The organism is Tenacibaculum sp. nBUS_03, assembly GCF_051201695.1.
Lineage (GTDB): Bacteria > Bacteroidota > Bacteroidia > Flavobacteriales > Flavobacteriaceae > Polaribacter.
Genome location: NZ_CP179214.1, coordinates 1,317,541 through 1,332,164 on the forward strand (window position 1 = coordinate 1,317,541; position 14,624 = coordinate 1,332,164).

At 28.5% G+C, this 14,624-nt stretch carries 14 protein-coding genes; 8 read left to right on the top strand and 6 right to left on the bottom strand.

Going from position 1 to position 14,624, the window contains the following annotated elements; genetic code table 11:
* Positions 1 to 35: 35 nt before the first annotated feature.
* From hisS to nadC, 5 genes are all read right to left on the bottom strand, one after another.
* Positions 36 to 1,400 carry a histidine--tRNA ligase gene (gene hisS / locus ACMFBB_RS06090; RefSeq protein WP_435263559.1) on the bottom strand — a complete coding sequence of 455 codons (1,365 nt, stop codon included), beginning with the start codon at positions 1,398 to 1,400 and terminating at the stop codon, positions 36 to 38.
* Between the two features lie 94 nt (positions 1,401 to 1,494).
* Positions 1,495 to 2,436 carry a YihY/virulence factor BrkB family protein gene (locus tag ACMFBB_RS06095; protein ID WP_435263560.1) on the bottom strand — a complete coding sequence of 314 codons (942 nt, stop codon included), beginning with the start codon at positions 2,434 to 2,436 and terminating at the stop codon, positions 1,495 to 1,497.
* A gap of 31 nt (positions 2,437 to 2,467) precedes the next feature.
* Positions 2,468 to 3,037, bottom strand: coding sequence for a pentapeptide repeat-containing protein (locus ACMFBB_RS06100; RefSeq protein ID WP_435263561.1), 570 nt, complete (start codon positions 3,035 to 3,037; stop codon positions 2,468 to 2,470).
* A gap of 21 nt (positions 3,038 to 3,058) precedes the next feature.
* Complete coding sequence (locus ACMFBB_RS06105) at positions 3,059 to 5,164, bottom strand: M3 family metallopeptidase (RefSeq protein WP_435263562.1); 2,106 nt, start codon at positions 5,162 to 5,164, stop codon at positions 3,059 to 3,061.
* 41 nt (positions 5,165 to 5,205) lie between these two features.
* Positions 5,206 to 6,066 (bottom strand): carboxylating nicotinate-nucleotide diphosphorylase, encoded by an 861-nt coding sequence (nadC, locus tag ACMFBB_RS06110; RefSeq protein ID WP_435264273.1) that lies wholly within the window; start codon positions 6,064 to 6,066, stop codon positions 5,206 to 5,208.
* 153 nt (positions 6,067 to 6,219) lie between these two features.
* On the opposite strand from nadC, the gene ACMFBB_RS06115 reads away from it, so the two are divergent.
* The 3 genes from ACMFBB_RS06115 to rlmH all read left to right on the top strand — a co-directional run bounded on the left by ACMFBB_RS06115 (position 6,220) and on the right by rlmH (position 8,928).
* On the top strand, positions 6,220 to 7,110 hold the full coding sequence (locus ACMFBB_RS06115) for a hypothetical protein (protein WP_435263563.1): 891 nt from the start codon (positions 6,220 to 6,222) through the stop codon (positions 7,108 to 7,110).
* A gap of 273 nt (positions 7,111 to 7,383) precedes the next feature.
* Positions 7,384 to 8,274 carry a hypothetical protein gene (locus tag ACMFBB_RS06120; protein WP_435263564.1) on the top strand — a complete coding sequence of 297 codons (891 nt, stop codon included), beginning with the start codon at positions 7,384 to 7,386 and terminating at the stop codon, positions 8,272 to 8,274.
* A 180-nt stretch (positions 8,275 to 8,454) separates the two neighbouring features.
* The gene (gene rlmH, locus ACMFBB_RS06125) at positions 8,455 to 8,928 is read left to right on the top strand and encodes a 23S rRNA (pseudouridine(1915)-N(3))-methyltransferase RlmH (RefSeq protein WP_435263565.1); all 474 of its coding nucleotides are present in this window, start codon (positions 8,455 to 8,457) and stop codon (positions 8,926 to 8,928) included.
* A gap of 124 nt (positions 8,929 to 9,052) precedes the next feature.
* Here rlmH and ACMFBB_RS06130 read toward each other — a convergent pair whose 3' ends face one another.
* Positions 9,053 to 9,838, bottom strand: a complete 786-nt coding sequence (locus ACMFBB_RS06130; protein ID WP_435263566.1) for a helix-turn-helix domain-containing protein — start codon at positions 9,836 to 9,838, stop codon at positions 9,053 to 9,055.
* Positions 9,839 to 10,016: 178 nt separating this feature from the next.
* Between ACMFBB_RS06130 and ACMFBB_RS06135 the strand changes: the two genes are divergently transcribed.
* The 5 genes from ACMFBB_RS06135 (at position 10,017) to ACMFBB_RS06155 (ending at position 14,531) form a co-directional block, all read left to right on the top strand.
* The gene (locus tag ACMFBB_RS06135) at positions 10,017 to 10,595 is read left to right on the top strand and encodes a non-canonical purine NTP diphosphatase (RefSeq protein WP_435263567.1); all 579 of its coding nucleotides are present in this window, start codon (positions 10,017 to 10,019) and stop codon (positions 10,593 to 10,595) included.
* Positions 10,596 to 11,627 carry an iron chelate uptake ABC transporter family permease subunit gene (locus tag ACMFBB_RS06140; protein ID WP_435263568.1) on the top strand — a complete coding sequence of 344 codons (1,032 nt, stop codon included), beginning with the start codon at positions 10,596 to 10,598 and terminating at the stop codon, positions 11,625 to 11,627. It begins immediately after the preceding gene.
* A gap of 129 nt (positions 11,628 to 11,756) precedes the next feature.
* Positions 11,757 to 12,461, top strand: a complete 705-nt coding sequence (locus ACMFBB_RS06145) for an ABC transporter ATP-binding protein (protein ID WP_435264274.1) — start codon at positions 11,757 to 11,759, stop codon at positions 12,459 to 12,461.
* 70 nt (positions 12,462 to 12,531) lie between these two features.
* A complete protein-coding gene (locus ACMFBB_RS06150; protein WP_435263569.1) occupies positions 12,532 to 13,569 on the top strand; it encodes a M28 family metallopeptidase in 1,038 nt (345 codons plus the stop codon).
* Between the two features lie 86 nt (positions 13,570 to 13,655).
* Positions 13,656 to 14,531, top strand: a complete 876-nt coding sequence (locus tag ACMFBB_RS06155) for a zinc-dependent peptidase (protein WP_435263570.1) — start codon at positions 13,656 to 13,658, stop codon at positions 14,529 to 14,531.
* Positions 14,532 to 14,624: the final 93 nt, after the last annotated feature.

Sequence of the window (14,624 nt, forward strand, 5' to 3'; positions counted from 1 at the left end):
TTATTATGGTGCAAATTTACAACTTTGTTATTAATTTACTGTACTTTAGTTATCAATTCGTTTAAAGAGCAAGTAGTTTGCTCAGAGTTAATCATGTTTTTTAAAACAAAAGTATCATTATCAACATCGGTTACCACAAACTGTATTCCTCTATTGCTAACATATTTCCATTGTTTCTTTTGTTGTTTGTTACTTATAGCCGTATCAGGATAAAGCTCAGATTTTATATTATTCTCTCTTAAAACCCTAATTGCTTTTACTTTTTTCAGGCTCTCATTCTCTTTAAAATTTAAGAACAACACCTTTGGTTTTGGTAATTCTACGGTTTCAAACAGCCCTAACTCTTCCATTACCAAATAAATTCTATCTAACCCAAAAGATATGCCAACTCCAGAAACATCTTTTAAACCAAAAATACCAGTTAAATCATCATACCTTCCACCTCCACCGATAGACCCCATTTTTACTTCTCTTGGAGCCGATACTTCATAAATTGCACCTGTATAATAATTTAGCCCTCTAGCTAAAGTAACATCTATTTCTAAACTTGCAGAAGTTAACCCTAACTCTGATATTGAATCATTTATAAATCGTAATTCTTCTACACCTCTTATACCTTCTTCAGAACCTTCTAACATTACTTCTAAAGAAGCTAATTTATCAGTATTAGAGCCAGAGAAATCAAATAATGGATCAACTTTTTCAAGTGCTACTTCAGTAATTCCTTTAGAAAGCATTTCTTTAACGACACCTTCTTTTCCTATTTTATCTAATTTATCTAAAGCAACCGTAAAATCAATTAACTTATCTTTAGCTCCTATTACCTCCGCGATTCCAGATAAAATTTTACGATTATTAATTTTAATGGTTGTACCACTCAATCCTAACTTACTAAAAACAGCATCATATAATTGAACAAACTCTACTTCTTGCCATAAAGATTTACTACCAACAACATCAGCATCGCATTGATAAAATTCACGAAAACGTCCTTTTTGCGGACGATCAGCTCTCCAAACAGGTTGAATTTGATAACGTTTAAAAGGAAAAGTTATGTCATTTTGGTGCTGTACTACATAACGTGCAAAAGGGACTGTTAAATCGTATCTTAATGCTTTTTCTGAGATTTTAGAAATTAGTTTTTGACTATTTTTTTCTGATAGTAAATCATCATCAACTTTACTTAAATAATCTCCAGAATTCAAAATCTTAAAAATTAAACGATCTCCTTCTTCTCCATATTTTCCCATTAAGGTAGACGAATTTTCAAAACTTGGAGTTTCAATAGGTTGAAATCCAAAGTTTTCAAACGAATGTTTTATGGTATTTAATATGTAATTTCTTTTTGCTACTTCGGTTGATGAAAAATCTCTTGTTCCTTTTGGAATACTTGGTTTCATATTTTTTAATTATAAATAACGTCTTTAATTTATCATACTTTAAAAACGTAGTAATTAATTTTTACTTTATTAATTGAGGTAACAAATATCTGAATTAATCGCGAAAATAAGAAGTTTTATTTTTTCGTTTTAATCGATAAATACTTGCATTTAATTCAAACCCTAACAACAATATGATCGCATTTAACCAAACGAATAGCATTAATATAAGCAATGTTCCTATTGACCCATATAATTGGTTATATTTTGCGAATTTCAGAACATAAATACCAAAAATATAGAACGAGAACATTGAAACTACAGTTGTTAAAATTGCCCCAGGTGAAAAAAAGCGAGTTTCTTTTCCTTGTTTTGTTCCGTATCTAAATAATAATGAAACAATAGTAAAAATCATTACCAAGAATAAAAAACCTCTTCCGTAATAAAACAGATTTAAATCACTTGTATTAAACCATCCTTTTTCATCTATTTTAGCTAAAGCAATTTGATATAGAATTACGAAAACCACTGTAATAATTAAAAACAAAGCCATTAGTAGTGATACCGCCAAAGAAATCATATATGCCCTTATTATATTTCTATACTCTTTAACATGGTATGAGTATTCAAAACCTCCAAAAATAGCATTTACTCCATTAGTCATTAAAAAAATAGATGCTAAAAAACCGAACGAAAGTAAACCTCCATACTGATTATTTAAAATATCTTTCAAAACACCATCCACTGCATCAAATGTTTTTGGGGGTAATACTTCTTGGATTAATGAAAACAGCCCTTCCTGGAAGCCCTCAATAGGGATGTAAGGTATTAATGTTAGTATAAAAAGAAGAAATGGGAAAATTGCCATAAAAAAACTAAAAGCAATCCCTCCTGCTCTAGTTGTTAATGCCCCTTTTACAATTCCTAAAATATACATTTCCAAAACATCATATAAAGACATTCCTTCTAAGCCTGGAATTTTAATAGTTTTCCCAAAGTTAACCAACAAATTTACAATTGGTATTTTTTCTAGTTTATTTTCTATTGGCCTAGTCATGTACCTTTTATATTACTTTTACTATTTTCATTTAATGTACAAATATTTGGTATTTCTTTAGTAAACCTTCTATGTTTTCTTTTGAAAAGATAGCACCTTTTATCTTGTTTCTTTCGATATCTATAGAAAAGTTTTTAGCAGTTTTAAAATTTACTTTCTCTAAATTTGTATCTTCAAATATTGAATTACTTAAATCACTTTCTTCAAAATAACTACTTCGTAAATCAGCTTCTGTATAATCAACTTCTATAATTTGACATTCTACAAACTGAAAATTTTGCATTTTCAACTGATAAAATGAAGAAAAATTTAATTGGCATTTTGAAAAATTTATTCTCAATAAAAAAGGATTCACTTCAAAAAAATTAATTCCTATTAATTTTGAATTCGTAAAATGTACCCCTTTAAAACTACTGTCTCTTAATTTTGTATTGCTCAAATTACAATCTATAAATTCACATTCTAAAAACTCAGAAGCGTTTATATGTAACTCAGAAAAATCACAATTTTTAAACACACAAGAATCAAAGTTAGTTTTACTAAGCTGTTTACTAGTAAAACTAACTTTATTAAAAGTTTCATTTTCAAAATAATCGTTCATTTATTGAACCTTTATGATTAATTATTTCAACCCTCTTGCCGTTAACATTGGTTTAGCTTGTGGATCACGACCAGCAAAAGCTTTATACATTTCAGCGTAGTCCATGGTATTTCCTTTTGATAAAATTTGTTCGCGGAATTTTTGCCCATTTTCTCTAGTTAACAAACCATTATTTTTAAACCAATCATATGCATCATGACTTAACATTTCCGTCCATAAATATGAATAATATCCAGCAGCATATCCACCGCTAAATATGTGTGCAAAGTATGTTGAACGATACCTTGGTGGTATTTCAGCTACTTTTAACTTCATTTTTTCTAAAGCAGCTTCTTCAAACTGAACAACATTGTTAATAGTAGTATCAGAAGAAATTGTATGCCACTGCATGTCTAAATTAGAAGAGCATAAGTTTTCAATCATAGAGTATCCTTGATTAAAAGTGCCAGCATCTTTAATTTTTTTCAATAATTCAGTAGGTATTACTTCTCCTGTTTTATAATGCAACGCATAATTATTTAAAATTTCAGGATGTGTAGACCAGTTTTCATTAAACTGTGATGGAAACTCAACAAAATCTCTTGCTACACTTGTTCCAGAAATAGAAGCATATTTCTGATCTCCAAATAAACCATGTAATGCATGTCCAAATTCATGAAACATCGTTTCAACCTCATCAAAACTAATTAATGCTGGATCGCCAATCGCTGGTTTATCTGAATTACAAACATTGTAAATTACAGGCTTTTGATTACGTAACTTAGATTGTTTTACAAATGAACTCATCCATGCCCCTCCTCTTTTACTGTCTCTTGCAAAAAAATCTCCAAAAAACAGTCCTAGCTTACTTCCGTCTTCTTCAAAAAGCTCATAAACCATGACATCTGGATGATAAGTTGGAATGTCCGTACGTTTTTTAAAAGTTATACCATACAGTTTTGTAGCCGCAAAGAATACTCCTTTTTCTAAAACATTAGTCAATTCAAAATAAGGTTTCACCTCATCCTCATTTAAATTATATTTAGACTTACGAACTTTTTCAGCATAGTAATTCCAATCATAAGGAGCCAATTTAAACCCTCCTTTATTTTTATCTATTTCAGCTTGAATTTCTTTTATTTCAGATGATGCCTTTTCTAAAGCCCCAGGAATTAATCCATTAAACATTTCAAAAACTTTTTCTGGCTTAGATGCCATAGTTCCCTGTAAACTCCAACTTGCATAATTATCAAACCCTAAAACCTTTGCTTTTTTAGCACGTAATAAAACCATCTTTTTTACCAAATCGCTAGTATCAAAATCTCCTCCTTCAGTCCTTAAAACAGATTTCTTAAAAAGTTCTTCTCTTACTTCTCTATTTTCTAAAGTTTGTAAGGATGGTTGCTGTGTAGTATTAATTAATTGAATCTCATATTTACCATCTTTTTCAATAGTTTTTATTTTATCTTCTGAAAATCCTTTTAATTTCTCTTTATCGGTAATTGTTACGCCTCCTTTTTTGCTTGCATCTAATAGTTTTTTTCCAAAATCATTAGATAAAACAGCTAATTCGGCATTAATTTCTTTTAATTCTTTTTTCTTTTCTTCTGATAAATTTGCACCTGATTTTACAAAATTCTTGTAATTTTCTTTAACTAAATGAATTGATTCAGCATCATTTGATTTTATCGTTTCTAAATTGTTATAAACCTTTTTTATTCTTTCAAATAACTCGGTATTTAAAAAAATCTCATCAGAATGTTTTGAAAATTTAGGTGCTAATTCTTTCTGAATATCTTTGATTGTATCATTAGTGTGAGCACCAGCTAATGAATAAAAAACTGAAGTTACCCTATCTAATACTTTATTACTTTCTTCATAAGCTAGAATGGTGTTTTCAAAAGTTGGTTCTTCTTTATTTGCAACAATTTTAGCTATCTCGTCATTTTGAATCTCCATTCCCTTTAAAATGGCTGGTTTAAAGTGACTATTTTTTATAATCGTAAAATCTGGTGTACCATATTCTAATTTACTTTTAATTAGCAATGGGTTTTCAGGTGTATTCATTTTCACTTTTATTTTTTCTTCTTTAGTACTACACGATATTGTAAAAATCAAAGTTGCTACTACAAGTATACATTTTTTCATTTTTGTTAAAATTATGGTTATTTTCTTTATAAGAGAATCTTTTATTTCAAAGCTTTTAAGCTTAAATCCATATTATAAACCGAATGAGTTAATGCTCCAGAAGAAATAAAATCTACCCCACATTCAGCATACTCTCTTATGGTTTTTTCGTTAATTCCTCCAGAAGATTCTGTTAAACATTTATCTCCTATTAGTTCTACTGCCTTGCGAGTATCTTCATAATTGAAATTATCTATTAAAATTCTATAAACCCCTTCATTTTTTAAAATTTCTTCAATTTCTTTTATACTTCTAGCTTCAATAATTATTTTAATATCTAATTTTTTTTCAGCTAAATATTTTTTTGTTTTTGTTATAGCTTGAGTTATTCCTCCTGCAAAATCAATATGATTATCTTTAATCATCACCATATCATACAATGCAAATCTATGGTTTTCTCCTCCTCCTATTTTTACTGCCCATTTTTCTATTGCTCGTATTCCCGGTGTTGTTTTACGAGTATCTAAAATTTTAGTTGTTGTTCCTTCTAATAAATTAACAAAAAAACGAGTTTTCGTAGCAATGGCACTCATACGTTGCATTGCGTTTAATACCAAACGCTCAGCTTGTAATATAGATTGGGAATATCCAGTAACATAGAAAACAATGTCACCATATTGTACGCTATCTCCATCTTGAATTAGAGTTTCAACCTCTAAGCCTTTATCTACATAATCAAAAATCTTTTTAGCAAATTCCACCCCTGCTATAATTCCAGTATCTTTTACTAAAAGTTTAGCTTTCCCTTTAGCTTCAGCTGGTATACAAGACAACGAAGTATGATCTCCATTTCCTACGTCTTCTCTTATAGCATTAGCTATAATTAAATCTAGCTCTTTATTAAATTGTTCTTTTGAAATCATCATTATATTATTCTTGTTGTAAAAATAGTGTTTTTAGTTTATCCTAATTCCTAGAAATATAAATTTAAAATAACCCTCAAAAAAATGATGAATCCTATAAATCCTCATTACTTTCGCGCCCTCAAAAAAATTACCCTAATTAAAACACAAAAAATGAACATTAAATTAAAAGCATGGTTTATTCTTATTATTTTAACATCGCTGTATGGCTGTCAAAGCAATTTAGACGATAATATTATAAACAAACAAAGCAGTTATACCCAAGAAACAAAAAACATTATTTCTTTACTTTCTAAAAAAATTCATGACTTATCCGTTTTTCAATCTGAAGAATATTTAGTTAATGATTTTACCCTAAACACATCAATCCAATCAAAAAGCGGAATTGAAGCACCAGAAATAGGTCAGATGCCCATACCTTTTTTACATCCTAATGGAAATAGTGAGGAAGATATATTTTTAAAAAATGCATTTTTTAATATTTTAGAAATGCAAGAACTATTAAGAGATTTATTAGAAAATTACAATAAGTTTACTATTCATACAAACTTAAATATTTTGACACACCCTGCTCAAATTGATTCTTCTAACGACTTGATAAAATTAATAAAATTTAGACGAATTATTAGGGAAGAAATCACTTTTGTTCAAAAAACAATTAACATTTACAATAAAAAAATAAATATTCATTTCCCTAATATAACTTATTCTCAAAAGATGTCAGGGTATTATTCTTTTGACAACTCTCACTTGAGTTGTAATCAAACTGAATTTTCTATAGAAGATGTTGATAATTTTTCCTACAGCTATCATCAAAAATTAGTAACCAAAAATATGTTAAAAGAAAAGAAAGCAAAATTAAAACTTCATAGACCTGAAGTAGGAACAAGAAGAGGAACTGTTTTTATTAAAGCAGGAAAACCAAATGTTATTAGAGGAGCTTTGGGAAATGATTTTGGTGGTTATGCACTTGGTGTAGTTGTTGGAATGACAATTGAGTATGCTATTACTGGTAAAATATATTATTACAAAGATGCTTTATAAACCCCAGTATAAATAATCAATTTCGAATAAATTAAAAAGGTTTGCTACTAAAATAGCAAACCTTTTTAATTAAGAAAATATTTATCAAATATCCATAAAATTGTTCTTTTTAAATAATCAACATGGTATTACATATTTATAAACCAATATTTTAAACACACCTTAATTCCTCGAAAAATAAATTTAAAATAAACCTCAAAAAAAATGATGAATCCTATAAATCCTTATTACTTTCGCGCCCTCAAAAAAATCACCCTAATTAAAACACAAAAAATGAACATTAAATTAAAAGCATGGTTTATTCTTATTATTTTAACATCGCTGTATGGCTGTCAAAGCAATTTAGACGATAATATTATAAACAAACAAAGCAGTTATACCCAAGAAACAAAAAACATTATTTCTTTACTTTCTAAAAAAATTCATGACTTATCCGTTTTTCAATCTGAAGAATATTTAGTTAATGATTTTACCCTAAACACATCAATCCAATCAAAAAGCGGAATTGAAGCACCAGAAATAGGTCAGATGCCCATACCTTTTTTACATCCTAATGGAAATAGTGAGGAAGATATATTTTTAAAAAATGCATTTTTTAATATTTTAGAAATGCAAGAACAACTAAGAGATTTATTAGAACATTACAATAAGTTTACTATTCATACAAACTTAAATACTTTGATACATCCGGCTCAAATTCATTATTCTGATGACTTGATAAGATTAATAAAATTTAGACGAGTTATTAGGGAAGAAATTACTTTTGTTCAAAAAACAATTAACATTTACAATAAAAAAATAAATATTCATTTCCCAAATGTAACTTATTACCAAAAGATGTCAGGGTATTATTCTTTTGACAACTCTCACTTAGGTTGTAATCAAACTGAATTTTCTATAGAAGATATTGATAATTTTTCCTTTAGCTATCATCAAAAATTAGTAACTAAAAATATTTTAAAAGAAAAAAAAGCAAACTTAAAACTTCATAAACCACAAGTAGGAACAAGAAGAGGAACTGTTTTTGTCAAAGCAGGAAAACCAAATATTATAAGAGGAGCTTTTGGTAACGATTTTGGAGGATATGCACTTGGTGTAGTTGTTGGAATGACAATTGAATATGCTATTACTGGTAAAATATATTATTATAAAGATGCTTTATAAACCCCAGTACAAATAATCAATTTCGCATAAATTAAAAGGTTTACTACTAAAATAGTAAGCCTTTTTAATTTTAAATAATATCAAGTAACATTAATAAACTGCTTATTTTTTACGCACTATAGTTCTCAGTTTTTAAATCTCAATCAATAAAATTACTCAAAAGAGTATTAATTTAGCTGTATGAAAGTAAAATTATTAGCCATAGGAAAAACAGACAATAAACATTTAGTTCAACTCATCACTGAATACGAGAAAAGACTAAAACATTATATCAAATTCTCTTTGGAAATTATACCCGATATCAAAAACGCTAAAAACCTTAGTGAAACACAACAAAAAAATAAAGAAGGTGAATTAATTATATCAAAACTTCAACCAACAGATTACCTTGTTCTTTTAGATGACAAAGGAACAGCCTATACTTCAATGGAATTTTCAAAATACTTACAGAAGAAAATGAACTCGGGCCTTAAACAATTAGTTATAGTTATAGGAGGCCCATATGGTTTTTCAGATGCTATTTACCAAAAATCAAAAGGGAAAATATCATTATCGAAAATGACATTTTCCCATCAAATGATTCGTTTATTTATTATTGAACAAATTTATAGAGGTTTTACGATTCTTAGAAACGAACCTTATCATCACGAATAAATATTTTATATCTAAAAGCTTTTCAATACACTTTTGCTATATAAAACGAAAAAGTATTATTTTTTATCCTTTCATCACTAACAGTCAAAAATATTAGTACCCTCCTGAACTAATGTATTAAGGCCTATTTGTTAGCTATTCTATACAAAACAATAATTTCAATTATCACTGTGGGTATCAAAATAACTAACCCTAAATAAACCAATATAATTGAGGCTAAACAAACACCAACAACTATTTCAAAGATTGCATTAACCTTAATTAGCATACCTAACTTATTATTCAATTGTAATAAACTGAAGCCGAAAATAATTTGAAGCGCTCCAAAAACAACTGATTTAATTACAACACTCACTGCTAATGCATCTACTGAAGCATCGATACTTAAAACATCATATAACTCAGATATACCGTATAAAACAATAAAAATATAAACTACAATCCCTAATAATTTAGCGCCATATAATTTAGATAGCTTTAAGAAACCTAAAAAAAACAAAGTAAAAGATAAAGTTGATAGCAATTTTATAACTAGGTATGAAGTTTTATCAATAAAAAATATATCATCGTTTATTGGAAAAATATCTGCTATTAGTTCAATAAAACCAATAACAAAATATATAATTCCAAAAATCCAAGATGTCGTTAAAAACCTTTTATCTTGATTGTTTATAACTACCTCATTCTCCAATTCATCAATATTAAAATCTGCCTCTAATGCTTCCAAAATTGTTTTTACTGTAAAACTTCTCGGAGTCGTTTCTCCTGCTTCTATACGTTGAATAGTTCTTACACTTATATTACATTTTTCTACTAACTCTTCTTGAGTTAGCCCTTTTTGTTTTCTTAAATCGAAAATCTTTTTTCCTAATGCTGGTTGTTTCATTATGTATAAATTATTATTTTTCATACAATATTAATTTAGGTATTTAATTTAATGAAAAAATCAAAACGTTTTTCTCCCGTCATTTACATGACATTCCTTTGTTTATAATACATTGAGCTATTATTCATTTATTTAATAAAAAATAACTCGTGCCCAAAGATGATAAAAAATACTACATTTGTTAGCTATAAATATGTATCAAATGAAATTAGTTTTTGCAACTCATAATTTAAATAAGCTAGCTGAAGTCCAAAAAATGTTACCAAAATCTATTGAGCTTCTTTCTTTGAAAGATATAAACTGTTTCGACGATATAGAAGAAACAGCTACTTCACTAGAAGGAAATGCCCAAATTAAAGCTAATTATGTTACCAATAAATTTGGTTATAATTGTTTTGCTGATGATACTGGATTAGAGGTTAGTAGCCTAAACGGAGCTCCCGGAGTTTTTTCTGCCAGATATGCAGGAGAACCCTCAAACTCTGAAAAGAATATGCAGAAACTACTTTCAAAACTACATGGAAAATCTGATAGAAATGCACAATTTAGAACCTCTATCTGTTTAAACTTAAATGAAAAACAATTTTTATTTGATGGTATTTGTACCGGCAAAATTTTAACTAACAAACAAGGAGAAAAAGGCTTTGGTTACGATCCTATTTTTCAACCAAAAGACTATAATAGTTCTTTTGCCGAAATGACTTCAGAAGAAAAAAACAAAATTAGCCATAGAGGATTAGCAATACAGAAACTAATTGAGTTTTTAAAACAACTAAACTAATTGAATTCTAAAAAAAAATATATAACACATTTTATTCTTTTATCGGCTTTACTTCTTTTATTTTTAATTGCTAATATCAGTTTCGGATCTGTAAAAATACCTTTATCAGCTATTTTTGAGATCTTTATAGGAGAAGCCTCGCTTAAAGACAGTTGGCAAACAATCATTATCAATTATCGATTACCTAAAGCCATTACTGCTATTTTAGTAGGATCAGGATTATCTATTAGCGGCTTACTAATGCAAACATTATTTAGAAACCCTTTAGCGGGTCCTTTTGTTTTAGGTATTTCTTCAGGAGCTAGTTTAGGAGTCGCATTATTTATTCTGGGTTCCGGAGTATTTGGCAGCATATTTTCCTCTTTTGTTTTCTCAAATTGGTCTTTGGCTTTTGCTGCTAGTTTAGGTTCTTTTTTGGTACTAACTGCCATTATAATTGCAGCGAATAAAGTTCGTAATACGATGTCTATTTTAATAATAGGTTTAATGTTTGGCTCATTAACAGCTGCTATAATAAGTGTACTGGCATTTTTTAGTGAAGCTGCACAAATACAACAATATCAATTTTGGAGCTTTGGAAGTTTAGGGAATTTAACTTGGAATGAAATAATAGTTTTTGCTATTATTTATCTTATAGCTTTAATTAGTACCTTTACAGTAATAAAACCTTTGAATAGTTTTTTATTAGGAGAAAATTATGCAAAAAGTTTAGGTGTAAACATCAAAAGGAGTAGAAATATTATTTTATTAATTACAAGCTTACTTACAGGAGTTATTACTGCTTTTTCTGGGCCAATTGCATTTGTAGGAATAGCAGTTCCTCATATATCTAAAATACTATTTTCAAGCTCAAACCATAAGATATTATTACCCGCATCTGGCATAATTGGTGCAATAATTTTACTTATTTGTGATAGTATTGCCCAACTTCCTTCTAGTGCTTTTATTTTACCTATAAATGCTATTACCTCCTTATTTGGAGCTCCTGTAGTTATTTGGTTATTGGTACGGAAAAAGAAAATTTATGCATAATAACACATCAACCTTTAACAATTAAAAAATCATATAATTATACAAATCACTACAAATAACGTCCTAGAAACTGAAAATCTTGCTATAGGTTATAGAACTAAAAAGCAACAAAACAGTATTGCTTCAAATATCAACTTAACAATTAAAAAAGGTAAGTTTATAGCTTTATTAGGTAAAAACGGTATTGGAAAATCTACCTTACTCAGGACTTTATCAAAAGTACAAAAGCCTCTTAGTGGAGTTGTAAAAATAAATAATAAAAACCTTGAAGAATATTCTCATTTAGAACTAGCTACTTCTTTAAGTTTAGTGTTAACTGAACCTATCCCCCTTAGTCAATTAACCGTATTTGAGCTAGTTTCCTTAGGACGCCAACCTTACACAAATTGGATTGATAAACTAACTCCTAATCATTTAAAAAAAATTCTTTGGGCTATTGATGAAACAGAAATCAATCATTTAAAAGACAAACGCTTTCATGAGTTAAGTGATGGCCAACTTCAACGTGTTCTAATTGCAAGAGCATTAGCTCAAGACACTGAAATTATTATATTAGATGAGCCAACTGCTCATTTAGATATTCATCATACTTTTAAAGTTTTTTCTCTTTTAAAAAAGTTAGTACAAAACACCCAAAAAACTATTATTATTTCTACTCACGAAGTAAACTTAGCAATTCAATTAGCAGATGAATTTATCCTTTTATCTGAAGATAAAATTTATACAGGAACTTCAAAAGAACTTATTTCTCAGAATGCTTTTGAAACACTTTTTCCAAAAGAACTTATAAGTTTTAACAAAACGTTAGAACAATTCGTTATAAAGAAAACCTAAATTTGATAGCTTATATTATTTTAATACTTTTAGCACTCAATACAACCAACCAAACTTAATTAAATTATTGATGAAAAAATTACTTTATATAGCAAGTTCAGCAATTCTTGTAGCATGTAGCTCAAGTAAAGAAGTGATTGCTACTGATGATGATGACACGATAGATTATGCTGAGAAGTATGCTAAAACAATTACTGCAAAAGATTTAGGTCAACATTTATTTATATACGCTTCTGATGAATTTGAAGGAAGAGATACGGGGGAACCTGGACAAAAAAAAGCTGTTAAATATTTAAAGGATTTTTATATCAGTAAAAGTATTAAATCCCCTATTGGAGGTACTGACTATTTTCAAGAAGTTCCTTCATCTTACTTGAGCAATAACCGCAGAGGAATGAAGCTTAAGGATTCTGAAAATGTAGTTGCTTTTATTAAAGGTTCAGAAAAACCAGACGAAATTGTAATTATTTCAGCTCACTTAGATCACGAAGGTGTTAAAAATGGTGAGATTTATAATGGAGCTGATGATGATGGCTCAGGAACTGTAGCCATGTTAGAAATTGCTGAAGCCTTTAAAAAAGCTGCAGACGCAGGTAAAGGACCTAAACGCTCCGTTTTATTTTTACATGTAACAGGAGAAGAAAAAGGTTTATTAGGATCTAGATATTATACTGAAAACCCTATTTTTCCATTAGCCAATACAGTTACTGATTTAAACATTGATATGATAGGTAGAGTTGATGAACGCCATAAAGGTTCACCAAACTATGTTTACCTAATTGGGTCAGATAAATTAAGTACAGAGCTACATAATATTTCAGAGGCAATGAATAAAAAATACACTAATATTGACATAGATTATACATACAACGATGAAAACGACCCTAATCGTTTTTATTATCGTTCTGATCATTATAACTTTGCCAAACACAATATTCCTATTATTTTCTACTTTAACGGTACACATGCTGACTATCATAAACCTACTGATACGCCAGATAAGATTAATTACGAACTATTAGAGAATAGAACACGTTTAGTTTTTCATACTGCGTGGGAAGTTGCTAATCGTGAAAAACGTATTATCGTTGATAAAGTTGCAAAATAATAGTTATTGATTATTTAAATTACTCGTTTATAAAACTCACCAAAAGGTGAGTTTTTTATTTTAACTCATAAGAATTAATTAATATTATGATTTTTAGCATTATTATCATTTCTTTAATTGGGTATTTAATACTAAAAAGAAACAACAAAAAAGAAATACAATTAAATATTACCAAACTGCCTTTTAAAGAATCTTGGAAACATATTTTGATTAAAAATGTTACTTTTTACAACGCTCTTTGTGACGATAAAAAAGAAATGTTTCAATACAAAATTCAAGAATTTTTATCGAACTGTACTGTTATTGGTGTTCGAACTGATGTTAATGATATTGATAGGTTACTTATAGCCTCAAGTGCTATTATTCCTATATTTAATTTCCCTAACTGGAAATACCCTAACATTTCTGAAATTATCTTATACCCTACAACATTTAATAAAGATTTTCAATCTAAAGGTCCAAACAGAAATATTTTAGGAATGGTAGGAAATGGATATTTGGAAGGTAAAATGATACTATCAAAATCTGCTTTATTACTTGGGTTTCAAAACGAATCAGATAAAAAAAATACTGCTATACATGAGTTTATTCATTTAATAGACAAATTAGACGGAACAATTGATGGCATACCTGAAGTACTATTAGAAAAACAATACACCATTCCATGGATTGATCTTATGAATAAAAAAATGGATGAAATTTACAATAAAACCTCTGATATCAACCCTTATGGTGGCACCAACAAAGCAGAATTTTTCTCTGTTGTTAGTGAATACTTTTTTGAGCGCCCTAAATTATTAGAAAAAAAGCATCCTAAATTATATTTCTTACTAGAAAAAATTTTCAAACAGGACATGAATGATATGAACTTACATATTAAACAAGATACTGTTGTAAAAAGAAATAGCCCCTGTCCTTGTAATAGCGGACTAAAATATAAAAAATGTTGTATTAATATATGAAATACGACGTGTAAAATATAAATCCAATCTAATAAAAAAATATCTAATCTTATTTACGATGTTAAATTAACATTGGTACTCAAAAATCAAACA